This is a genomic window from Blautia sp. OM06-15AC, assembly GCF_003481425.1.
Classification (GTDB): domain Bacteria; phylum Bacillota; class Clostridia; order Lachnospirales; family Lachnospiraceae; genus Fusicatenibacter; species Fusicatenibacter saccharivorans.
Window position 1 is genome coordinate 109,578 of record NZ_QULD01000004.1, and the last position, 23,411, is coordinate 132,988.

At 49.1% G+C, this 23,411-nt stretch carries 19 protein-coding genes; 2 read left to right on the forward strand and 17 right to left on the reverse strand.

From position 1 onward, the window contains the following. Nucleotides 1-100: 100 nt before the first annotated feature. The 10 genes from lysS to DXB83_RS07605 form a co-directional block, all read right to left on the reverse strand. Complete coding sequence (gene lysS, locus DXB83_RS07555; protein WP_118697400.1) at nucleotides 101-2,137, reverse strand: lysine--tRNA ligase; 2,037 nt, start codon at nucleotides 2,135-2,137, stop codon at nucleotides 101-103. Between the two features lie 29 nt (nucleotides 2,138-2,166). Further along, nucleotides 2,167-2,649 carry a transcription elongation factor GreA gene (gene greA / locus DXB83_RS07560; protein ID WP_022461080.1) on the reverse strand — a complete coding sequence of 161 codons (483 nt, stop codon included), beginning with the start codon at nucleotides 2,647-2,649 and terminating at the stop codon, nucleotides 2,167-2,169. A 232-nt stretch (nucleotides 2,650-2,881) separates the two neighbouring features. After that, on the reverse strand, nucleotides 2,882-4,276 hold the full coding sequence (locus DXB83_RS07565) for an MATE family efflux transporter (protein WP_118697401.1): 1,395 nt from the start codon (nucleotides 4,274-4,276) through the stop codon (nucleotides 2,882-2,884). Between the two features lie 120 nt (nucleotides 4,277-4,396). Further along, nucleotides 4,397-5,395 carry a tRNA dihydrouridine synthase DusB gene (gene dusB / locus DXB83_RS07570; protein ID WP_243108871.1) on the reverse strand — a complete coding sequence of 333 codons (999 nt, stop codon included), beginning with the start codon at nucleotides 5,393-5,395 and terminating at the stop codon, nucleotides 4,397-4,399. After that, the gene (locus DXB83_RS07575; protein WP_117510128.1) at nucleotides 5,385-5,768 is read right to left on the reverse strand and encodes a DUF6145 family protein; all 384 of its coding nucleotides are present in this window, start codon (nucleotides 5,766-5,768) and stop codon (nucleotides 5,385-5,387) included. The genes dusB and DXB83_RS07575 overlap by 11 nt, the downstream gene beginning before the upstream one ends. Before the next feature lie 32 nt (nucleotides 5,769-5,800). After that, nucleotides 5,801-6,793: a biotin--[acetyl-CoA-carboxylase] ligase gene (locus tag DXB83_RS07580; protein ID WP_118697402.1), complete on the reverse strand. Its 993-nt coding sequence runs from the start codon at nucleotides 6,791-6,793 to the stop codon at nucleotides 5,801-5,803. A 167-nt stretch (nucleotides 6,794-6,960) separates the two neighbouring features. Beyond that, nucleotides 6,961-7,950: an ornithine carbamoyltransferase gene (gene argF, locus DXB83_RS07585; RefSeq protein ID WP_118697403.1), complete on the reverse strand. Its 990-nt coding sequence runs from the start codon at nucleotides 7,948-7,950 to the stop codon at nucleotides 6,961-6,963. Between the two features lie 355 nt (nucleotides 7,951-8,305). Further along, nucleotides 8,306-9,274, reverse strand: coding sequence for an SPFH domain-containing protein (locus DXB83_RS07590; protein WP_117761275.1), 969 nt, complete (start codon nucleotides 9,272-9,274; stop codon nucleotides 8,306-8,308). Beyond that, entirely contained in the window at nucleotides 9,271-9,738 is a 468-nt protein-coding gene (locus DXB83_RS07595; protein WP_117805259.1) for an NfeD family protein, read from the reverse strand. Before DXB83_RS07595 ends, DXB83_RS07590 begins: the two co-directional genes overlap by 4 nt. An 819-nt stretch (nucleotides 9,739-10,557) precedes the next feature. Continuing rightward, nucleotides 10,558-11,532: a cell wall hydrolase gene (locus DXB83_RS07605; RefSeq protein ID WP_118697405.1), complete on the reverse strand. Its 975-nt coding sequence runs from the start codon at nucleotides 11,530-11,532 to the stop codon at nucleotides 10,558-10,560. A gap of 563 nt (nucleotides 11,533-12,095) precedes the next feature. Here DXB83_RS07605 and DXB83_RS07610 point away from each other — a divergent pair. Then, complete coding sequence (locus DXB83_RS07610) at nucleotides 12,096-13,223, forward strand: hypothetical protein (protein ID WP_118641165.1); 1,128 nt, start codon at nucleotides 12,096-12,098, stop codon at nucleotides 13,221-13,223. An 89-nt stretch (nucleotides 13,224-13,312) separates the two neighbouring features. On the opposite strand, the gene DXB83_RS07615 is transcribed toward DXB83_RS07610, so the two are convergent. The 6 genes from DXB83_RS07615 to DXB83_RS07640 all read right to left on the reverse strand — a co-directional run bounded on the left by DXB83_RS07615 (nucleotide 13,313) and on the right by DXB83_RS07640 (nucleotide 18,355). Further along, on the reverse strand, nucleotides 13,313-14,038 hold the full coding sequence (locus tag DXB83_RS07615) for a glycosyltransferase family 2 protein (RefSeq protein WP_118697406.1): 726 nt from the start codon (nucleotides 14,036-14,038) through the stop codon (nucleotides 13,313-13,315). A 98-nt stretch (nucleotides 14,039-14,136) separates the two neighbouring features. Then, entirely contained in the window at nucleotides 14,137-15,066 is a 930-nt protein-coding gene (locus tag DXB83_RS07620) for a nucleotidyltransferase family protein (protein WP_117801631.1), read from the reverse strand. Nucleotides 15,067-15,081: 15 nt separating this feature from the next. After that, nucleotides 15,082-16,341, reverse strand: a complete 1,260-nt coding sequence (locus DXB83_RS07625) for a M20/M25/M40 family metallo-hydrolase (protein ID WP_118697407.1) — start codon at nucleotides 16,339-16,341, stop codon at nucleotides 15,082-15,084. Nucleotides 16,342-16,374: 33 nt separating this feature from the next. Next, entirely contained in the window at nucleotides 16,375-17,121 is a 747-nt protein-coding gene (locus DXB83_RS07630; protein WP_118660421.1) for a copper homeostasis protein CutC, read from the reverse strand. Nucleotides 17,122-17,207: 86 nt separating this feature from the next. Beyond that, nucleotides 17,208-17,465, reverse strand: a complete 258-nt coding sequence (gene spoIIID / locus DXB83_RS07635; protein WP_055220903.1) for a sporulation transcriptional regulator SpoIIID — start codon at nucleotides 17,463-17,465, stop codon at nucleotides 17,208-17,210. A gap of 65 nt (nucleotides 17,466-17,530) precedes the next feature. Beyond that, nucleotides 17,531-18,355 carry a C39 family peptidase gene (locus DXB83_RS07640; protein WP_158581093.1) on the reverse strand — a complete coding sequence of 275 codons (825 nt, stop codon included), beginning with the start codon at nucleotides 18,353-18,355 and terminating at the stop codon, nucleotides 17,531-17,533. A 320-nt stretch (nucleotides 18,356-18,675) separates the two neighbouring features. Between DXB83_RS07640 and DXB83_RS07645 the strand changes: the two genes are divergently transcribed. Beyond that, entirely contained in the window at nucleotides 18,676-19,056 is a 381-nt protein-coding gene (locus DXB83_RS07645) for a 4Fe-4S binding protein (RefSeq protein ID WP_022463049.1), read from the forward strand. Nucleotides 19,057-19,277: 221 nt separating this feature from the next. Here the strand turns inward: DXB83_RS07645 and pulA are convergent, their stop codons facing one another. Further along, nucleotides 19,278-23,243: a type I pullulanase gene (pulA, locus tag DXB83_RS07650; protein WP_118697409.1), complete on the reverse strand. Its 3,966-nt coding sequence runs from the start codon at nucleotides 23,241-23,243 to the stop codon at nucleotides 19,278-19,280. Nucleotides 23,244-23,411: the final 168 nt, after the last annotated feature.

The following is a 23,411-nucleotide window of genomic DNA, read 5'->3' on the forward strand; positions in this document are numbered from 1 at the left end:
TCAATTGATGTAAGTTTGATGTAAATCGCTGTTTTTTTAGTTTTTTATCAAATGAAGTACGTCCCGTCTATTTGGTTAAACGGTACATCGTTACATCAGTTTAATACAGCTTTGCGCCTGCCGGGATGTGGTCATCAACCATAAGCAGATGGAGCTTTTCTTCGCCTTCTTCTTCGTGAATAGCGGAGAGGAGCATACCGCAAGAGTCAATACCCATCATAGCACGAGGAGGAAGATTTGTGATAGCGATAAGTGTCTTACCTACAAGCTCTTCCGGCTCGTAATATGCGTGAATACCGCTTAAAATGGTGCGGTCTGTGTCTGTTCCGTCATCAAGGGTAAACTGCAACAGCTTCTTTGACTTCGGTACTGCTACACATTCTTTTACCTTAACGGCTCTGAAATCTGACTTTGAGAATGTGTCAAAATCAACTGCTTCCTCAAATAAAGGCTCAATCTTTACCTTAGAGAAATCAATCTTTTCAGGCTCTGCTTTCATTTCCTCGACAGGCTGATTTTTTACATCATTGCCCTTGTTTACATCATTCAGGGACTTCATTGTCGGGAAGAGCAGCACGTCTCTGATTGCCTCAGCTCCTGTCAGAAGCATACACATACGGTCAATGCCGAATCCAATACCACCGGTCGGCGGCATACCGATCTCCAGTGCGTTCATGAAGTCTTCATCTGTTGTATTGGCTTCATCATCGCCCTGGGCAAGCAGTTCTTCCTGGGCTTTAAAACGTTCTCTCTGGTCGATCGGGTCGTTCAGCTCAGAGTAAGCATTTGCCATTTCCCATCCATTCATGAAGAACTCGAAACGCTCTACATATTCTGGATTTTCTGGCTTTTTCTTCGTCAGCGGCGAGATCTCAACCGGGTGGTCCATAACGAACGTCGGCTGAAGCAGATGCTCCTCTACAAACTCCTCAAAGAAGAGATTCAGGATATCACCTTTTTTATGTCTCTCTTCAAACTCAATATTATGCTCTTTTGCAAGTTCTCTTGCCTGCTCCAGAGTCTCAACTTCATTCCAGTCAACGCCTGCGTACTTCTTCACTGCGTCAACCATCGTGATACGCTCGAACGGCTTACCGAGATCCATCGGGATTCCTTTGTATACGATCTGTGTCGTTCCGAGCACTTCCTGTGCGACAAAACGATACAGGTTCTCTGTCAGATCCATCATGCCGTGGTAATCTGTAAATGCCTGGTAAAGCTCCATCAGAGTGAACTCCGGGTTATGTCTTGTATCAAGACCCTCATTACGGAATACACGTCCGATCTCATATACCTTCTCGAGTCCTCCGACGATCAGTCTCTTCAGGTACAGCTCCAGGGAAATACGAAGCTTCAGATCTTCGTTCAAGGCATTGAAATGTGTCTCGAACGGTCTTGCTGCTGCTCCACCTGCGTTCTGTACAAGCATTGGAGTCTCAACTTCCATGAATCCTTCTCCGCTTAAGTACTTGCGGATCGCACTGAGAATCTTGGAACGCTTGATAAAGGTATCTTTAGACTCTGTGTTCATGATCAGGTCTACATATCTCTGACGGTAACGGGTATCTACATCTGTCAGACCGTGGAACTTCTCCGGGAGGATCTGTAAGCTCTTGGAGAGGAGTGTCACCTTCTCTGCATGGATAGAAATCTCACCTGTTCTTGTTCTGAAAGCAAATCCTTCCACTCCGAAGATATCACCGATATCAGATTTTTTAAAATCAGCGTAAGACTCTGTTCCGATCGCATCTCTTGCAACGTATACCTGGATGTTTCCCTGTAAATCCTGGATATTGCAGAAAGATGCCTTGCCCATGACTCTCTTAAACATCATACGTCCTGCAATTGCCACATGGATCGGGCTTGCGTCCATGATATTTCTTCTCTCTTCGTAATCCTTTTTAAGAGCTTCTTTCGCCTGCTCCTCATCCATTCCCTCTACGTTCGGCTCCTGGCGGTCTTTTAACAGCTCAGTCTCATGTGCCTCGTAAAGACCTTTCACCTCAAGCGAATGATGTGTCTGATCGAACTTTGTAATCTGGAACGGGTCTCTTCCGTTCTGCTGCAGCTCTGCGAGTTTCTCGCGGCGAACCTTCAGTAAGTGGTTAATATCCTGTTCCTGTGTCTGCTGTGCCAATCTCTTCACTCCCTTTTCTTTGTATTTTATTAGATATTTCTCTGGATAGAAAGTACTTTGTACTGCATAATTCCGGCCGGTGTTTCTACATCGACAATATCATCCTTGTGCGCGCCGATCAGAGCTTTTCCTACCGGAGACTCATTGGAAATTTTTCCTTCCAGGCTGTTTGCCTCGGTGGAACCAACGATCTGGAACTCGATTTCTTCGTCATACTCCAGATCCAGTACGTCTACTTTACATCCGATATTGATCTTATCGGAATCTACTTCGTCCTCAACAACAACCTCTGCGTTTTTCAGGATTTTTTCGATCTCTTCAATTCTTGCCTCGATGTCACGCTGCTCATCTTTTGCTGCATCGTACTCGGCGTTCTCGGAAAGGTCTCCCTGCTCTCTTGCTTCTTTGATTTTACCGGCAATTTCTCTACGTTTGTTTACTTTGAGGTCATGAAGCTCGTCCTCCAGTTTTTTCAGGCCGGCATAGGTAAGAATCGTTTTTTTCTGTTCCATTTTATACACCCTTTCTATCGTTTCTGTATCCAGTCATATCTGATTTTATTCTGTAAACTCTCCGGAAATGCGCTGTATTTTCAGTATTCCCGGTTGAAATAAGGATAGACTCCGCCTATCCTAACAATTAAAGTAGTATAAAGGATTGCCCACGGAATGTCAAGAAAAAAAGAAACGCAGGAAAGATTTTCTTTTTCACAAATCCTTCCTGCATCTTTCTCTTATTTTTCCTTTATTTTTCGGATGAGCTTCCTGTCAGTGCTTTCTTTTTCCAATTTCCTTTTTTATAGAAAATCAGCGTCAGAAGCGCACCCATGCACCAGCTTACCAGCATGGAAATCCAGAGTACCTGATATCGTCCGTTTGGCAGCTCCGGCGTTCTGGTCAGAAAGGCCAGACCGTATGCCAGCGGCACACGGATTACAACGGTAACAACCATCGAAATCCACATCGGGGTCATCGTATCGCCTGCTCCACGCATGACGCCGGAAAGCGACTGTGTTATTGCCATGGCAATATAGCCGACCGCAAGGATCTTCATCATATTGGCACTTAATGTTACGAGCTCTGTGGTATTCGTAAAGATTCCCATCAGATGATGGCCGAAAATAACAATTAAAAGGGTAATGGTCGTTGAGGTTCCGACAGCAATCAGTGTTCCCTGTTTTGCGCCCTGCTCTACGCGGTCCATACGGCGTGCGCCGACATTCTGACCGGCATACGTTGTCATCGCGGTACCAAACGAAAAGTTCGGCATCATTGCAAAGCCATCGACACGCATGATGATAACATTCGCGGCGATAACCATTTCACCGAAGCTGTTGGTCAGCGACTGTACGATAACCATCGCCATGGAGAAGATCGCCTGGGTAATACCGGACGGCAGGCCAAGGCGGATAATTTCCATCGAATACCGTTTTTTCATTTTCAGGTATTTGGGTCTGAAATCAAAAATGTCGGTCATACGCATCAGACGCCACATGCAGAGTACTGCAGAAATTGCCTGCGCAATCACGGTCGCGTATGCAACTCCGGCAACGCCCATGTGGAACTGGGAAACGAATACAATATCCAATACAATATTGATGACCGTTGCCACCAGCAGATAAATCAGCGCCGAAATCGAATCGCCGAGTCCGCGAAGGATACCACATAGAATGTTATAGTATGCACTTCCGGCACAGCCTACCATCAGGATCACCAGATACGAAGTACACCAGTCGATGATGGAATCCGGTGTTTTCAGCATTTCCAGCAGCGGCCTTGAGAGGACGGCTCCCAGAATCATAATAATGATGGAAGAAATTGCTGTCAGCGTGACGCAGTTTCCGATCGTCATCGAAAGCTCTTTTCTTTGTTTTGCCCCAAAATACTGCGACACCATGACGCCGGCGCCGACGGAAATTCCGACGAACAGAACCAGAAGCAGGTTTAAGATCGGGCTGGCGCTTCCAACTGCCGCAAGCGCGTTGTCCCCGACATATTTTCCGATTACAATACTGTCAACCGTGTTGTAGAGCTGCTGGGCAATGTTGCCGACCAGCATAGGGATTGTAAAAGCTACAATCTTTTCCCACGGCTTTCCCACCGTCATATCGGACGGTGCGAAAAGTTCCTTGATAGTCATACACTACACTCCCTCTTTAGTGTTTTTTGTCCCAATACCTCTGTTTATCAGTATAGCACAGAAAAAGCACCCATGATATATCAATATTGGCATATCATAGGTACTTTTTTGACTTATTTTTTATCCTCGTTCCCACTCATTCAGCATCTGTTCCAGCGCCTGCAGGCTCTCCACCTGATTGATCGCCGCGCGCAGTTTCGCCGAGTGCGGGAATCCCGCCGTGTACCACGCAACGTGCTTCCGCATCTCGCGGATGCCGATCGCGCCGCCTTTGTATTCCACCTGCATGCGCGCATGGCGAAGCATCATCTCTTTTACCTCATGCTGCGTCGGCTTTGCAAGTGTTTCTCCGGTTTCCCTGTAATGAAGAATCTGTTTAAAAATCCACGGATTTCCTTCCGCGCCGCGTCCGATCATGATTCCGTCACAGCCGGTCTGCTCCACCAGTGCCTCGGCACTTGCCGCATCTGTCACATCGCCGTTTCCGATAACCGGAATCGATACTGCCTCTTTTACCCGGCGGATAATATCCCAGTCTGCTTTTCCGGAATAAAACTGCGCTCTCGTTCTTCCATGAACCGCAATTGCGGCCACTCCGCAGTCCTCGAGGATCTTCGCAATTTCCACAGCATTCGCCGATTCTTCGTTAAAGCCCTTTCGAATCTTTACGGTTACAGGCTTTTTCACTGCCTTTACCATGCTTGTCACGATTTCCCTCACCAGATGCGGATCCTTCATAAGGGCCGAGCCTTCGCCGTTATTGACAACCTTTGGCACCGGACAGCCCATGTTAAAATCCAGAATATCAAACGGCCTTTCTTCGATCTGAGCGGCAATCTGCCCCAAAATCTCCGGATCACTGCCGAAAAGCTGCAGGGACACCGGATGCTCACCCGGATCGATCGTCATCAGATCCTCGGTATTTTTATTCTTATATAAAATTGCCTTCGCGCTCACCATTTCCATACAGATCAGGCCCGCGCCCTGCTCCTTGCACAGAACACGAAACGGCAGATCCGTCACCCCCGCCATCGGTGCAAGCACGAGTGGGTTTGGCATCTCCACGTTTCCGATTTTCAGCGGCGGCATCTTTTGCAGTGTACGTTTCTTATTTTCCATTCGGCTTCTCTCCGTCCTCTTCCATCAGCGCCTCCTCCGGCACCTCCTCACCGAGGAAGAAGACACGATAATACAGCTCCAGGGATTCCAGCAGCTCCTTTTTTTCTTCCTGATACTGCTTAATCCGAAGCGCGCCGCCGATCTCGTCATACATCGCATCTGCGTCTACGGCCTCTGTCTCAAACTGCAGACTTCCGTCGCTGTCAAACCACATGGTAAAAATACCGCCGATTTCCACCGTAAACATAACACACATAACATGAAGCTCATCCTGCACAGACTGTGGCAGGGATGCAAAATCCTGGTTAAAATAATATTTCTGTTCATATGCACTTGCTCCGCAGAGCACTACTTTTTCATTATCTGAATACATGATTTTTCCTTTCTCTTCCTTTTCCGGTCTCTCTATACGTAGCTGTATAAGCCTCGCACCGAAACCTCGCCGGAATGCACCTCAACGATCGTTCCGTCCTCTTTTTGCACGCGCAGCTCACCGGTCGGCGTGATGCCAAGTGCAACGCCCTCGAACGGTTCCTTCGGATCGAGTACACGCACCGGCTGGTCTTTGTTTGCAAGCACAGCCTCATATGCTTCCTTCAGCCCGGAGAGATCCCCTGCTTCCAGGAATTTTTCATAGTCCTCCTCAAATGCCTCCAGCACTGCTGCGACCACTTTCGCCCGGTTGACGGAATGACCCATTTCTATCGCCAGTGAGGTCGCAATCTCCGCGATTTCTTCCGGAAATTCCATCTGATTGACATTGATTCCGGTTCCGATGACAACATAATTGATGTAATCGATCTGTGCACTCATCTCTGTCAGGATCCCACAGAGCTTTTTCCCATTCAGCACCGCGTCGTTCGGCCATTTGATTTTCGTATCGACACCGAGCGCTCTTTGCACACCCTGCACTACGGCAAGTCCCATTACAATCGTCAGCATCGGTGCTTTGGCCGGCTCAAGATCCGGGTACAGCAGAATCGACATCGAAACGGAAGTTCCCTCCGGCGATTTCCAGACTCTGCCACGGCGGCCTTTTCCGGCAGTCTGCGTCTCGGCCGTTGTCAGTGTGCCGTTCGGCGCACCCTCTTCCGCCAACCGCTTCGCCCACGTGTTTGTCGAATCCACCTCGCGGCTGTAATAAACCGTCTGTCCGACATATTTCGTATGCGTGCGGCTTTCCAGCTCATCCTTCGTTACGAGATCCGGCTCATTTAACAGACGGTATCCCTTATTCTGAACAGCCTCAATTTCGTATCCTTCTTCTTTCAACTGATTCATCATCTTCCATACTGCGGTGCGGGAAATCCCAAAATGTTCACACAGCTCCTGTCCGGAAACATTTTTTCCGGATTCCCGCAGAAGACGCAGCGTCTCGGCTCTCTTATTTTCCAGCATATCGTATTATCACACTCCCTGTGTTGCTTTCTGACTATAAGAAGCACGCTTTATGCATTTCGAAAAATCAACAGCAGCGCTGCGGAAGAGTTTTCCGCAGCGCTGCTGTGCGTGTTTCTTCGTTATTCTATTATACACAGTCTATTCCGGTTTTTCCACCCAAAACTTTATGCTCCGAGGGTCGCTGCCATAACTGCTTTGATCGTATGCATACGGTTCTCTGCTTCTTCGAATACTCTCGACTGCGCAGATTCAAACACCTCATCGGTTACTTCCATCTCGTTCAGGCCGTAGCGGTCGTGGATCTCTTTTCCGATCTTTGTTTTCAGATCGTGGAAGGACGGCAGGCAGTGCAGGAATACGGCGGTATCTTTTGCATTTGCCATTGCTTCTTTTGTGACACGGTACGGAGTCAGATCGTGGATTCTCTCCTCCCATACGCTGTCCGGCTCACCCATAGATACCCAGACATCGGTGTAGATAACATCGGCATCTTTTGTTCCCTCTTTTACGTCCTCGGTGAGGGTGATGGTTGCACCGCTCTCCTTTGCATACTCCTCACACTGAGCCACAAGCTCTGCGTTCGGGAAGTATTTCTTCGGTGCACAGGCCACAAAATCCATTCCCATCTTGGCAGATGCAATCATCAGGGAATTTCCCATATTGTAGCGGGCGTCACCCATGTAAACGAGTTTGATGCCTTTTAAGTGGCCGAACTCTTCCTGGATTGTCAGCATATCGGCGAGCATCTGGGTCGGGTGGTACTCGTTCGTCAGTCCGTTCCATACCGGGACTTTGGAATATTTTGCCAGCTCTTCTACGATCTCCTGGCCGAATCCACGGTACTCGATTCCCTCATACATACCGGCAAGAACGCGGGCTGTATCTTTAATGCTCTCTTTTTTGCCGATCTGGGAACCGATCGGATCCAGATACGTTGTTCCCATACCGAGATCGTGTGCAGCTACCTCGAAGGAACAGCGGGTTCTGGTGCTGGTTTTCTCAAAAATCAGTGCAACGTTTTTACCACGCAGGGTATCCACCGGAATGCCTTTCTTTTTCTTCTCCTTCAGCTCTGCGGACAGGTCCAGCAGATAGGCAATCTCTTCCGGTGTAAAATCTTTCAATGTCAGAAAATCGCGTCCTTTTAAATCCATGGCTTGTTCCTCCTTATATCTGCATATGGTGTATTTTATTATTTCCTATACTGTGATGTTGGGTCAAAAAGTTTTTTGCCCCTTGGTTTCCTTGAATATTCTCTATTATGAAACAGGCCTGTTCATCTGTCAAGAGGAAAATGTATATTTTTGCGTATTTTCTTTATATTATTCATATAATATGCATTTTTATGCACTTTAAAAACACTCTCTTTCCATTTTTCCCGTTATCACGGCTGTCACCGGGGGCTCTTGTAACTGCGGACTTTTGTTCGCTGTCCATGAAAAATCTCCCACATCCGGCATCACGCTTTCTGTGGGAGAATTCTCTTTTTCTTATCGATTTATCTCTATTTTACTTCTGCACTTCTTTTCCTGCCGGCACTTTCTGTTCCTCCACAATACCTTTGAATGTGGTGGCCAGACTTGCCAGTCCCTGCAGATCGGACGGAACAACAATCTTTGTTGCCTTTCCATTTGCCAGAACACCGAGTGCCTCGAGGCTCTTTAAGGTAAGAACAGCATCGTCTGCACCGGCTTCTTTGATCGCGCGGATACCATCGGCATTTGCCTGCTGTACTTTGAGGATTGCCTCTGCCTGGCCTTCTGCCTCACGGATCCGTTTCTCTTTTTCTGCCTCTGCGCGAAGAATAGCCGCCTGTTTTTCAGCCTCTGCATCGAGGATGGCCGACTGTTTTTTACCTTCGGCAACAAGGATGGTCGATTTTTTCTCTCCTTCTGCAATCAGGATTGCTTCACGGCGTTCACGCTCTGCCTTCATCTGTTTCTCCATCGCTTCCTGGATGGCTGCCGGAGGCATAATGTTTTTCAGCTCGACACGGTTTACTTTAATTCCCCACGGATCGGTCGCGATATCAAGCGCAGCCTGCATCTTCGTGTTGATGATCTCACGGGATGTCAGCGTTTCATCGAGCTCCAGATCTCCGATGATGTTTCGAAGCGTTGTTGCCGTCAGGTTTTCAATTGCCATCAGCGGATTAACAACACCGTATGCAAACAGCTTCGGATCGGTAATCTGGAAAAATACAACGGTATCAATCTGCATCGTAACATTATCTTTTGTGATAACCGGCTGCGGCGGGAAATCCACCACCTGCTCTTTTAAATTCACGCGGATGGCCACGCGCTCGATAAACGGAACTTTAAAATGAAGACCGGTTGCCCAGGTGCCTTTGTATTTTCCAAGGCTCTCAACAACGTAAGCACTGGCCTGCGGCACGATCTTCACACACGATGCTGCAATAAACAGTACAATCACAAGAAGCACAATCAATAAAATTCCTGCAACTCCTCCACCACTCATGTTTCATTTCCTCCTTCTTTTTCTTTGACCTTTACAATCAGCTTGACGCCTTCCACACGGAGCACTGCAACAACAGTGTCCACGGGAATCGTGCCTCCTTCGTTTTCTGTCCGCGCGGTCCAGATATTTCCGCCAAGCGAAACCTTTCCGGTTCCCGCAAGATTGGAGATTTCTTCCGTCACGACTCCTTCCATGCCAACCACACGGTCCACGTTCGTCTTCAGTGTATCCTTATTCAGAAAGCGAACGGCGAACGGACGTGTAAAAAACAGAAGTACCAGCGATACAACAAGAAACAGTACGATCTGAATCACAATCCCTGCTCCGCACATGGCAGCGATCAAAGCAACAAGCGCCCCACCTGCAAACCAGATCGTCGCAAGACCAAGTGTTGCTGCTTCAATCACTAAAAAAACGACGAGTGCGATCAGCCAGTAAACCGGCAGGTAAGCTGTAATACCCATGCGTTTTTCCCCCTTTCTGAAAAAATTGGCTGTTGTATTCATCATACTATAATGATGAAAAAATAACAAGCAAAGTTAAAAACATTCAGAAAAAAGAAAGATTTGTCAGGAATCGTCTACAGACTGTCAATTCCAAGCCGGGACATGAAAACGAGGATTGCTGACAGAAAACCATATGCGTGAAGACGTAAAAATAATACGAGGGTGAAGCTTAATAGTTTCCAGAATACCGATTTGATTTGAACTACGTAATGCAGGCAATTCCATATCGTCAGAGTTTTTCGAACAAACGGATCTGACCCATATTGTTTCAGCAGCTTTCTGACCGCAGAAACATTTTTTCCTTCATATGTCATCTCTTCCTTCGCCAGATACATTGCACCAATCACCAGGTGAAACAGCATCAGGTCGCCATAAATGTGTGTTGCTCTGGCCGGTATTTTGGGGAATCACTTTTTTCTGTTTTCTCTCCAATACCTACCGCGTCCGCCATACAACACTACGTCAGACATTAGCAGACTTCCGCGCCGATAACCAGAAAACCAAGCTGTTGAAAATTTTTGAAAATAACGATGTCCCGTAACTGGAAATCCAACAACATTTCCTGTAAAACTCCATAAGGATAGTCTGCACTTTTTGACTATCCGGTAGTATTTGTTTCAGAGTAAAAAAAGAGTAAGTGAACGTCTCCCCTTGTTCACTTACTCTTTTTTCTATACCGTCGATTCCATCTCATTTTTCATGACTTTGAACCGATCACAATCTATGGAAATGCATGCTCCCTCCGCCTATCCCCTTGCGAAGGTTCCACGCCTGTTTTTAATAAAAATGCTGATATCCGATCTGGATTCCGCTGCCGTAGCCGCTGTTAAAATACAGGCATCCGCCAACCGGGCTCTCGCCGGAAAGTGCTGCCTGTGCAGCTGCATAACAGTCACTTCTTGCTCCGCGGGAAAGCACGCTCTGGAAGGTTCCGGTCGCAACCGGTGTAAACTGTCCACCCTGATAAATAACGCCGGAAACACTGTTCGGGAAGGAACCGCTGTTGACACGGTTTACTACAACCGCTCCGACTGCCACCATTCCTGTGTAGCTCTCGCCGCCTGCCTCGCACTCGATCAGTGCTGCAAGCATTGCCACATCATTGCTGTCTGCGGAAATTACCGATGCACTGCCTGCTGTGGAGGCTGCTGCTGCGCTGCTTGCCGCACAGGCCTGTGATGCCTGGTATTCCTCCATGGAAACAGCACCTTTTAACTCCTCTGAAAGTGTCACATAGTCTCCATGAACGTATGCGCTGCTTCCGCTGTACTGGATCTGATACCAGTCTGCCTCTTCGCCGAATACGCTGACCTCACCATTCTGTGTCAGTGTTCCGATCTGCGCAGAATCTGTGGATGCTGCCTCACGGACACGAAGGCTGTCCGCCTGAACAACTCCGGTGATACCGCACATATTGCGGTAATGTGCTTTTGCCTCTTCCCCAAATACCAGATATTCATTCTTTATGTAGCCTTCTACACCATTGGAAGAGATCTTGCTCCACTCGTCTCCTTTTTCTGTTACAGTAACCGCATAGCCCGGCATCAGAACTCCGACGATCTCGGAATCTGCGTTTGCCTCGCTGCGGATGTTGGCATATCCTTCTACGTTTGCTGCAGCCATTGTGCTCCAGTTTGTTTTATTTAAAATGGTTTCTTCCTTTGTCTCTGCTTTTACGGGTGCAGCCATGATGACAGTCAGTGTGAGCACGCTCCCCAGGATGCCCGGCACATAACTTTTTTTGAATGTCATACTTACCTCCTGAACAATTATTACGTTTTTGTTACATCTTGTTACAAATCGATTCTACCAGTGTTACATCTTTTTGTCAACTAGAATATTTCGACAACATTCCTGTCTTTTCCCATCATTTTTTTCATAGAACCCACAATTTTTCACCACTTTTCCGCTTTTTTGACGAATTGGATCGGTTTTTATTCCCACTTTTTCTTCTGCATGCGGCCTGCCTGGAATACTTTTCCGTGTCTTGTTTCCTTCTTTTTATTTTGCTTTTGTTTCACATTCTGCCCTTTCTGCCCTCTTTTTCCGCAAATATTTTTTAAGAAATTGTGACAGTTCTTTTTCTATTTTTCGACATGCATTACAAACCTTTTCCACTTTTGACGCATTTTCAAATTTTCTTTTAATTTTTTATTTTTACATGATATTTCTTTCTACATATGGTATAATCTTTAAAAAGAAAGAAAATTTATATTTTATCAATTATTTTTTCTTTCAATTTATACGTGAAACTTACCGCAGAAAAATAAAACAGACCGACATTAGAAACCGATCAGGTGAAAGGAGGATGTCATATGTTACACAGCACACAGACAACGAAAAAACACACAGGAAATTTGATTCTGAGATTCGGAATGGCAGGCCTCCTGGCGGCCGGATTATTTTTTTCCGCTCCGTATTCGGCAGCAGCCGAGACAGTTCCAAGTGCAGAAAATACAGACGCCGGTGAAATTACCATTCACTTCACCCATTACGATGCACAGGACCTGGAATTCTATCTGAACACCGATCAGGCGGCTCTTGCTTTTACCGATGCTGCCCTGACATTTCAGGATTCCACAATGGATGCGCCGGTCACCATGTCATATCTTTCCGATGATGGTTCCTATGTCCTGTATCAGAACAGCGAACCGGTCGAGGAAGTAAACGGAACGTTCTCCGTATCGATGGTTACGGAACCTGGCTACACACTGGATATGGATCAGATTTCCTTCTATGTTAATGGACAGGCCGTTTCCAATGGCGGTTCCGTTGTGATTACGGATTCTTCGGCGGCGATGACTTCTCTTGTTTACTGTACCGCAATCCCGGAAACACCGGCAACTGACCCGGAGCCATCTCTTCCAGAAGAGCCATCTGCACCGGAAGTTCCAGAAGAACCGGCCGCTCCAGAACCATCCGTTCCGGAACAGCCATCCGCACCGTCAGAAACCCCGACCGTGGTACAGCCATCTGCTTCGGAACAGCCGGCACAGGAAAATATTCTTCCGGAAACCGCAGCTCCTGCATCCAAAACCGCACCGGAACAGGTTCCTGCATCCGAACCGATCGCAGCAGAACCGATTGCCAGCGCAGTTGTTACAGAAGACGAAGAAGTTGATCTTTCCACCATCCACCCGGAAGTTACCGCATCCGCTGTTACTTCTTCCAGCCAGCTTCCAGCCGCAACGCAGATTGTACCATCTGCCAGAACAACAGACCCGGATGCACAGATTATTACTTCGGAAACTGCAGCTCTTGAAAATGCCGCACAGGCCGAGAATACACAGACTGCACACACAGGAATCGGCTCCTGGTTCCATCAGCGAACAAATCAGATCCTCGCAGTCATGATCGCTGTGATCCTGCTTCTGATCCTGATCGAATCACTTCTGGCACTAAAGGATTCCATGAATCAGAAAAGATCGCATCGCTTCTATTAAAAATAAGGTCCATAATAAAAAATAAGCATACAAAAAGAAGGAACGTATCTCATGAAACATGGGATACGTTCCTTCTCTTATATTATTTTTTATCCTCTTTTTTTCGCAGCCGCTTTCTGAATCTCACAGAAATCGTGCAGCGCCTGACGGCCGATTTTTACAATTTTACGGATGTTGATGGAATTTGTTCCTCCCTGACGCGGCTTGAAGCTGATCGGGATGAAACGGATTTTCCGGTGAAAATACGCTCCGAAGGCAGTCAGCAGTGCGTTCGGCAGATTGTAGTTTTCCGGCATCAGCGGCAGATACTCGGCCACGTAGTCTGTTTTCATCAGACGGAACGGGGCATTTGCATCCGGCACGGATACGTGGAAATAGGTCCAGAGCACCGCGCACAGCACTTTTTCCACGACAGCGCGGGAAAAGCCGTCGCCGCGGCTTGTGCGGTTTCCGAAAATGGCGTCGTAGCCCTCGCGGATCTGCCAGAACTTTTCGAACTCCTCCGGATCGGTCTGACCGTCGGAATCGGTCTGGAAGATATAGTCCGCACCGTTTTCAAGTGCATAGCGGTAGCCGTACAGAACGGTGGAACCGTGGCCGCCGTTTGGCTTCGTCAGCACGGTGAGCAACGGGTGGGTTTCGCACTCTGCTGAAGCAATTTCATACGTATCGTCGCGGCTTCCGTCGTTGATGATCACAAGACGGGACGCACCGCCGCCGTTATGCTTCTCCACGACGGGACACCATTCCTCGATCGTTCTTTTGATATTTTCCGACTCATTATAGGCTGGTATTACAATATATAAGGTATCCATTGGTATTCTCCTTGCATTTCCTTCCATCCATTATACAGGATTTCTTTTCATTGCGAAAGATGCACTCATGGAGAAAATTTCCCAGTACCGTTCGTTTGTTATTCTTCCCACAGTTTCTGCGGATAACGGCCCTCGTCTTTTAATTTCTGCAGTGCTGCCATGACATTTTCTTTGTCTTCTTTGTACGTTACGCCGTACCAGTTATCATAGGAGCGGAGTACGGTGACTTCCGCTTTTTTCTCCTGAAGCAGTTCATCGACAACGAACGGCAGGAAGTATTCGCCTTTTAACGGGTTGGTTTTGTATACATTCTCGAGGAACGGCAGGAAGCGGCGTTTCAGCTCGATCAGAATGCTCGGTGTGAAGCCCCAGAGGTTCATGGAAACGACGGTTCCCTGCGGCAGTCCAGTCCAGGTTGCGCCGTCATCCTCGGTGTATTCGGCCTGTCCGCCGTGGTTTTCGATTCTTGTGCGCTCATGAATGCCGACAAGGTGATTCTGATCGTCTGCGGTGCAGATGCCGCGGGCTACGTGGCCATTGTCGGTCAGGGTTTTGTACAGGTCGTAGGCAACCATCGCGTACTGATAGGTCGCGCCGTCCTGCTCGGTTGTCAGCTGGCGGTAGATCTCCTCGAATGCCGTTCTTCCATAATAATCATCGGAATTGATGACGGCGAACGGTGCGCCGTCGATGGCTTCTGCCGCACAGAGAATCGCATGACCGGTTCCCCACGGTTTGACGCGGCCTTCCGGCACTTCGTAGCCTTTCGGGAGAACGTCGAGTTCCTGGTAAACATACTCTACATCCATGTATTTCTCAATTCGCTTGCCGATGCCCTCGCGGAATGCCTCGTCGATGGCTTTTTTGATGATAAAGATGACTTTCTCAAAGCCTGCCTGTTTTGCATCATAAATGGAAAAGTCGATAATCATATTTCCGTACGGGTCAACCGGATCAATCTGTTTTAATCCGCCGTAACGGCTTCCCATTCCTGCTGCCATGATGACTAATACTGGTTTTTTGCTCATGATCTTCTCTCCTTTTTATTCTCCAAAATAAACTTTTAATCTCTCCGCAAAGTCTGCCGGGATTTCTCTTTCAAATGGAAATGGTTCTGCATCCGCCAGATACTCGGCGATTTCGCCCAGGACACCGGCGCTCCGGTTCAGTGACCAGGCGGAGATCCAGTCGATCGTATCGTGGCAGGTGTGCATGCCGAAACCATCGCGGTTCAGCGTCATCGCCGGGATGCCCTTCCATGCGAAGGTGTTGGAATCGCTGCTCCAGATGTTGTTGATGAGCGATACGCCTTTGTCCGCCTGTTTTAAGTGCTCCATGATCGCGTCGCATGCCTCTTTCGTTGCTGCCACGCCAAGCACGGTTCCGCCGATGGCCTGTCCGGCGAGGTCGACGTTCATGTTGAAGCGGTGCTGCGCCAGCTCGGCTTCGTGCGCTTTCACATATGCCCGGCTTCCGCAGAGACCCAGCTCCTCCGCGCCGAACCAGATGCATTCCAGTGTCCGTTTCGGGCGGTTTTCGGCGAAGTAGTGTGCCAGCTCCATGATGATCGCTGCGCCCGCCATGTTGTCGTATGCACCAGGTCCCTGCGGAACGGAATCGTAATGAGCCGTCAGCGTCAGGATTTCCTCTGGCTGCTCGGTTCCCGGGATGCGCAGGATGATATTTTTCGACGTTCTCCTGATTTTTTTCTGCTGTAAAACGAGGCGTGCACGGCTCGCTCCCCGTTCTACCAGTTCCATCGCATCAAGATAATGAATGACGGCGCACGGCAGTTTCGGATTTTTTACGCCGCGCAGGGTGCGGTAGTCCGGCAGACGGTCCTCGTCTTTGTCCAGCGGCGTTCCGGTCAGGATCAGAAATCCGACGGCTCCTGCTTTTTCCAGTTTTTCATAGTTTTCTGCATTGGCACCGCCGTTGATCAGGACGATTTTCCCTTCTGCATGGGAAAGGCTGACCGGGTCGCCGTTTTCTACGTAGAGGAATGGTGCCTCCACGCCTTCCGGAGCGGTATTGGCTGCCGCGAAGCAGCCGCGGACGGTGTATGTTTTCTCATATGGCTCTGTGACCGTAAAGACAGCTTCGTCAACCTGCCATGTCTCAATCTCGAACGGCTCGCGGCGGATCTGCAATTCGCCCTGCCCCCATTTTTCTGCGATTTCAGAAAGTTCTTTTTCGATCCGGCAGGCTGCTTTTTCTTCGCCTTCCGTTCCGGCTTCGCGGATGTAGTTAAACTGGCTGACGAACGCATACTGCCGCTGGCCGCTGATGGTATTTGCTTTCATAATAATGTTATGTCCTTTTCTTTTTTTATTTTCTTAAAGTTCTTCCAGTACCGCTCTCGCGCTGCGCACGGCTTTGACGTCCGTGCGGTAGAGGGTGTATTCGCTTAAGGATGGAAGTCCCATGTTCACATTTTCTTTCCGATACTGCATCGGGCTCGCCAGTTCGATTTTTCCGGACATGTGGTAGGCGGTCACGCCGGTTTTCGGATACAGCTCGCGGATCGCATCCGCGCAGATACCGCCGCCCGCCTGAATACGGATGCGTCCCGCCGCCTGGCGCTGCAGTTCGGCGAGAAGCTCTGCTCCTTTTACCGCACTGTTCTGCTGACCGGAGGTAAGAATGGTGTTCATACCAAGCGATACCGCCTGCTCAAGCGCTTCTTTGGGATCGCGGCAGACATCAAACGCGCGGTGCAGCGTCACGGACATGCCGTCGGCTGCCTCCATCAGCTGTTCCATTGCCGCCATATTCATCGTTCCATCCTCTTTCAGTACACCGACCACAACGCCCTCTGCACCAAGTTCGCGGTACATCGCGACTTCCTCGCGGATTTCTTCTAATTCATATGGGGTGTAGCAGAAATCCCCGAACCGCGGGCGGATCAATGCATGAATCGGAATGGTTGTCTGTCTGCGGATCACCTCAAACAGCTTCGGACTCGGCGTTGTTCCGCCGATCACCAGATTTTGACACAGCTCCAGCCGGCTTGCCCCGCCTTTTGCCGCCGCAAGCGCCGACTCCGCCGAGTCCACGCAGACTTCCAGGATATAATCGTTCATAAAATTCCCTCTGTTTTCGTAATTTTCTTTCTCTATCATACCCTATTTGAGGCAATTAGGAAAGAGCTTCTTTGTTTCACTTTCGTTCACTTCTGCTTCTGATGCAGATATTTTTCTCTCGTTGCCATGCCGCCGCGAATGTGGCGTTCAGACTTGTTCACATCCAGAATTTTCCTCGCCTCTGCCGCCAGACCCGGATTCACCTGTACCAGACGTGATGTCAGATCCTTATGCACGGTACTTTTGCTCACTCCGAATTTTTTCGCCGTCTGCCGTACGGTCGCTTTCGTCTCAATCATGTAAATTGCTGTCTCCACAGCACGCTCTTCGATATAGTCCCTCACAAAAAACCTCCGAAGACGCTGTTTTTACAGTGTATTCGGAGGCTATGACAGGTATGTCTTGTATTTCATTTATAATACACCCATACCGCTTTCGTCTGTTCCAGCACCTGATCGATATCCCAGGTTTTTTCGGAATTTTTTCTGCTGTTTGGGTCGTTGATTTTCAGTCTGCCATTCTGTAATCCGGTAAGAACGATAAAATGACCGTTGCTGGTAAACTCCCCGGGTCCCATCAGGGCAATGATGGGGTTTCCGGCCTGCAGGTTGTTTTCCACCCGTTCCCGTTCCACAGGGATTTCTTTGCTGGAAAGGCCGATCTGCCGGGCTCCTTCCAGCATCAGAGACCAGGCGGTTCCGCTGCCGTCTACGGCATAGCCGTTCTGTGAGGCGAAATCGGCGACCCAGCGCGGATTTTTTGTGATATCGCCGGTCATGAAAATGGCAACCATGGAAAGTGCTGTCGGTCCACAGCCGCTTAATCCCATCTCTTCACCGGCATATCGGTGATAGCCCCATCTCTGATCCCACTGCAAGAGAAGCGGAACCTCCGATGCGGATGACAGGTCGCTCAGGTCAATCTCCGGCTCCTCCTCTTTTTTCAACGGATATTCTTCGACGAACGTCTCCGTCTCATTGTTTCTCTCGTAAAGCGACAACAGCTCCTCCGGGTACTGATCCATTGAAATGCCGTTTGCTTTCGCATACCGCTGGATCGGATTCTGCCGGAAGCGCCGCACACCGCCCAAAAACAGAAGACAGCCGAACAGCAATAGCAGCCCGCGGATCCGCCATACCTTTCTTTTTCGTCTCCGTGCTCTTTCTCTTCTTCGCATCATCTTTTTTCGTTCTGCCGTCTCTTGCCATGTCAGTGTATTGCTTTCACGGATCATGAAAAATCCCCCTCCCGATCTTATTGTGTACTCCCAAAATCTTTCCATTTCTGATTTTGTGAGATGCTTGAGAGTACATTCTTCTCTTTCATCATAACAAATTTCCGATTTTTCTTTTTGTATATTTTCCGAAGAAAAACTGCAATTTTTCTGTCCCCTTCCTTAAGATTTTTTGTAGCTATGCAGAGCCATGCGAAATGGAAGATGGAAGAAAAATCGCAAGTAGGAAAATAATAGCAAATTCCGGAAATATCGTTGAGAAAAAATATCAAAAATGGTAGAATAAGGAAAACACAAACTTTAAGCGGAGGATAAAACAAATGAAAAAACTGAAAGTTAAAAAAGGCAGTACCTGTATGGCTTGTCTTGCCTGTGTGGGAGCATGTTCTGAGGCATTTTATAAGGTATTTGATCCGGACAAGGCATGTCTGCAGATCGTAGAGAAAAAGGCTGTTCGCCCGATCGCCTGTCCGCAGTGCGGTAAATGTGCCGAGGCCTGTCCGGAAGGCGCCATCACCCAGAACCCGAAGGGCGTTTACATGATCAACAAGAAAAAATGTACGGGATGCGGAGCCTGTGCGAAGGCCTGTCCATTTGGCCTGATCGTAAAAACCGAGGGAAATCCGGCTTCCAAATGTATCGCCTGCGGTATCTGCGCGAAAGCCTGCCCGATGGATGTACTGGAAGTTGTGGACGAATAATGATCCGAACTCTTAGATACCGCCAGGATCTCATGTAAGCACAGATCCTGACTCATTGCTCACATAAACATAAAAATGCACTGTGGAACGTCGTCGGACAATTCCACAGTGCATTTTTCTGTTAAACGAAAAACAATTGATTCCCGCTCGCCGTCTGGCAGAATGATCGATGCCCGTTTCCGCAGACAGCATTCCGACAAAAAGGGACAAAATTTACAATTTTACTCCCGCGCCAGCAGAACCATCGATTTTGCCGGAAGCATCATGCTTTCTTTCATCTCTGCTCCATCCTCTGCACAGCGTTTTCCATCGCAGAGCAGTTTCCAGTTTCCTTCCGGGAGTTTCTGCAAAGCTTCTTTTTCCCATGGATTGTAGAAGACGCAGACTGCGCGGCCATTCGGGTATTCCAGTTCGTAACCTGCGATCTGGTTTTCACGGAAAAATGTCTTTTTACAGTCCGGCTCGCACGTTCCGTATGCCTGAAATTTTCGGCGCAGAGCGAGAAGACCACGGTAATAGTCCACCAGCTCTTCCTGCTCTAAGGCGCGTGTCCAGTCAATTTTGTTGAGCTGCCACGACGATTTGAAGCTGTTTCCTTCGCCATGCTTCGTGCGCGCAAATTCCTCACCCGCCTGGAAAAACGGCATTCCCTTGCAGGTCATCACAATGCCCGCCGCCAGACGGTTCATCGAAAGCGTCCGCTCATCCATCTTGTCAAAATCCGGCTCCGCATCCTCCTTCCGCTTCGGATCGGACAGTTTTAATTTATCCCACAGTGTATAATTATCATGTGCCGACACATACGGAATCAGCTGGCTCGCATTGCGCGGCTCGTAGGCTCCTTTTCCGTCCATCCAGCCATCTGTCGCAGAAAGTATTCCTGCGGAAAGACGCTCTTTTCCATTGACATAGCCTCCCTCTGCGGCAATAAAAACGCTTCCCTTGATCGAATCTCTCGTATCGTCGCAGAACATGGAAATGCCATCCATCAGCCTTCCGATATTCTGTTTATCCGACGGAAAATATCCCTCCTGCATTGCGCTTGCCGCTGCTTTCCACGGTTCACCGTAAACCAGAATCTCCTCGCCGCGCGGCATCCGGTTCAGCGCTGTGCGGATCGCATTCATTGTCTCCGTATCGTGCAGTGCCATCAGATCGAAGCGGAATCCGTCGATGTGATACTCCTTCGCCCAGTAGCAAACCGAGCGCACCATAAAGCGGCGGAACATCTCCCGCTCACTCGCTGTCTCGTTTCCGCAGTCGGAACCATTGGAAATCGTGCCGTCCTCCCATTCACGATAATAATAGTAAGGAACTGTTTTCTGAAACGGCGAATCGAGATTGTACGTATGATTGTATACCACATCCATAATCACACCGATGCCGGCCTTATGCAGTGCCTGAACCATTTCCTTCATTTCCCGGATACGTACCTCCCCGTGGAACGGATCGGTTGCATAGGATCCCTCCGGCACATTGTACTGCACCGGGTCATATCCCCAGTTGAACGCTTCCGCATCGTCTTCCGGCACACTGCCGAAATCGAAAACAGGAAGCAGATGCACATGAGAAATGCCAAGCGATTTCAGGTAATCGAGCCCGGTCGCATGAATCCCGTCGCCGTTCAGCGTCGTGCCTTCTTCCGTAAACGCCAGAAACTTTCCACGGTGCTTATCCGAAATACCGGAATGCGGATCACTCGAAAAATCTTTCACATGAAGCTCATACACACAGCGGTCCTCCGGCCGGATTTCCGGCCTTTCATCCTGCTCCCAGCCTGCCGGGTCCGTCTCTGCAAGATTCACCACCATGCTCCGCTCCGAATCAATACCGGAAGCCACGCCGTACGGATCTGTCGTATCAAAGACACCATCCGAGTGCAGGATATGATACGTATAATACGTTCCATACCAGGCTCCCTGCATTGCACAGCTCCAGACACCCTTTTCGCCGCGTGTCATCGCAAGCGAAGCTATTTTTCGGTCCCCATTCTCCCGGCTGCTGCCGCGGGAAAACAGCTCCAGCGAAACCTCCATCGCTGTCGGCGCCCAGAGCTTCCATTCTGTCATAAACTGCTCATCCTTTTTCGGCATCTGCCAGTTTCCATCGCACTCCCCGCTCTTTTTTATCGAAACACCGAGGTCATCCCCTTCGTACGTAAAGTTTTCCACAAATTCTTCCGATTCAAAAAAGCTTTTCCACTCCGCCGGCGTTCTTTTCACCACTGCATTCATCTTCTTTCCCTCTATTTCTTTGTAAACTCGCAGAATCTCTCCGACACTCCACGCCTGCGCATAGCAGCCCTTCGACATCACCGGCGCCGCACCATCATAAATCTCCGCCAGATGAAACAGACATCCTTCCTGCATCCAGCTCGCAAGACGGTCCAGTCCGCGGCGCACTTCCTGTTTTCCCTCCTTCGGGAAATAGTTCAGCACCGCACGGAAATACGCCCCAAGCGGAAATCCCCAGACTGTCCCCTGATGATATGCCCTGTCACGCTCCGCCTGACTTCCGCCGATCCATGGATGAAATGCCGGATCCTCCATCTCCAATGACCGCAGTCCTGCTGTCGTATACAGCTTTTCTTTGACCGCCTGTAAGACCCGCTGCCCCTGCTTCTGACTCACCATCTGAAACGGAAGCGCCAGCACAAAGACCTGATTGCATCGGAACTGCTTCTCTTCATACGTGCCGTTCAGCACATCCTTCAGATATCCTTCCTCTTCCATCCAGAACTTTTCGAGGAAACTCTTCTTCACCTGCTCCGCAAGCTTCCCATACGCCGATCCATCCTTTCCGACAAACGGCGCCAGCTCTTCCAGAATCCTCAGACCATTATACCAGTACGCATTAATCTCCACCGGCTTCCCGTGACGCGGTGTCGGCAGCTCCTTGTCAATCCGCACATCCATCCACGTCACCTGTTCCAGACCGCCCCCGGCCATAATCAGCCCGTCACTGTCCATTTTAATATGGAAATCCGTTCCCTTCTGATACCAGAACACAATATCCTCCATCACCGGAAACGCCTCACGTACAAACTCCACATCTCCTGTCTCAAGGTAATACTCATACACCACATCCAGAAACAAAAGTGCCGCATCCACCGTATTATACATCGGAAGCGCATCCCCCTCCGGAAACAGGTTCGGCATCAGTCCTTCTTTTGTATATGCCATAAAAGTCCGAAGAATGCTCTTACACTCCTCATACTCCCCAATTGCCAACGTGCACCCCGGCAGCGAAATCATCGTATCCCGCCCCCAGTCCGCAAAATAAGGAAAACCAGCCATAATACTCTTCCCACCTGTCGATGCACGTTCCGTAATATACTGACTCGCACTCACCGCCAGCCGCTTTCCCACCGGATCAGAAATCCCGGACTTTTCCGCAATCATCTCCTGCCGCTTCTCTTCCTCTTCTATCCACAGCGCAATCCTTTCCTCATCCCACTTATCCACATCATCCGCGAGACTATACACAACAAAAAAGACCTGCTCCCTGCCGTCTCCCGTCATCTCAAACCGAATCCGGTGATTCACGACAGCACTTCCGATACCATCTCTTCCATCCCGTGCATCCTGCTCAAAAAACAAATCCCTCCAGATCCTCTCCTTCTCCATCTGAAGCTCCCCATTCGTTCCATAAGAAAGAATCACACCATTGCTCGCAATGCACTTCCGGTCCACCGCAAAATTCTGTCCCTCCTGCAGCTGCTCTCCCTTCGCAGCAAACCGCATCACCGGCCGAACCGAAAAACTTCCCTTCTTCCCACTTCTCACCCGATACCGAACAAGAACCGTATTCTCCCCCTGAACCATCCCAATCGTCTTCTCAATCTCAACACCCTTCACCCGGTAAAACCATACCGGCAGACTCCCCATCTCAAACCCTTCCAGAAACCGAAACCCCTCCGTATTCTGCGTCCGATTCACAAACTCCTGTGAAAACAGCTCCGTTTCCTCTCCATCCACCTCCAACGTCTCCCAGACATTCGAAATCAGATGCTCCCGCACCGTAGGCGCCTTCAATGCTCCCATCAACAGCGCCTGATCATTCCTCGCCGCATTCCCCATCACCGTCAGCGAACAATAACCTCCCAGTCCGTTTGTCAGCAAAAAACACTTCTTTTCTCCACTCCGAAAATCCATCCACTCCGACGCATTCAACCTAATCTTATCCATCTCTAAAAACCTCCAACATCTAATCATCTATCTTCAAAACCCAAATTTCCTCATAACAACCTCACGCCGATCTGCCTCCGGCAGATCCAGACCTCAGCCTCCCGTCCCTCGCAAACCTCTCGCATCGCCACAACAATCTCGCGCCGATCTGTCCCTCCGGGACAGATC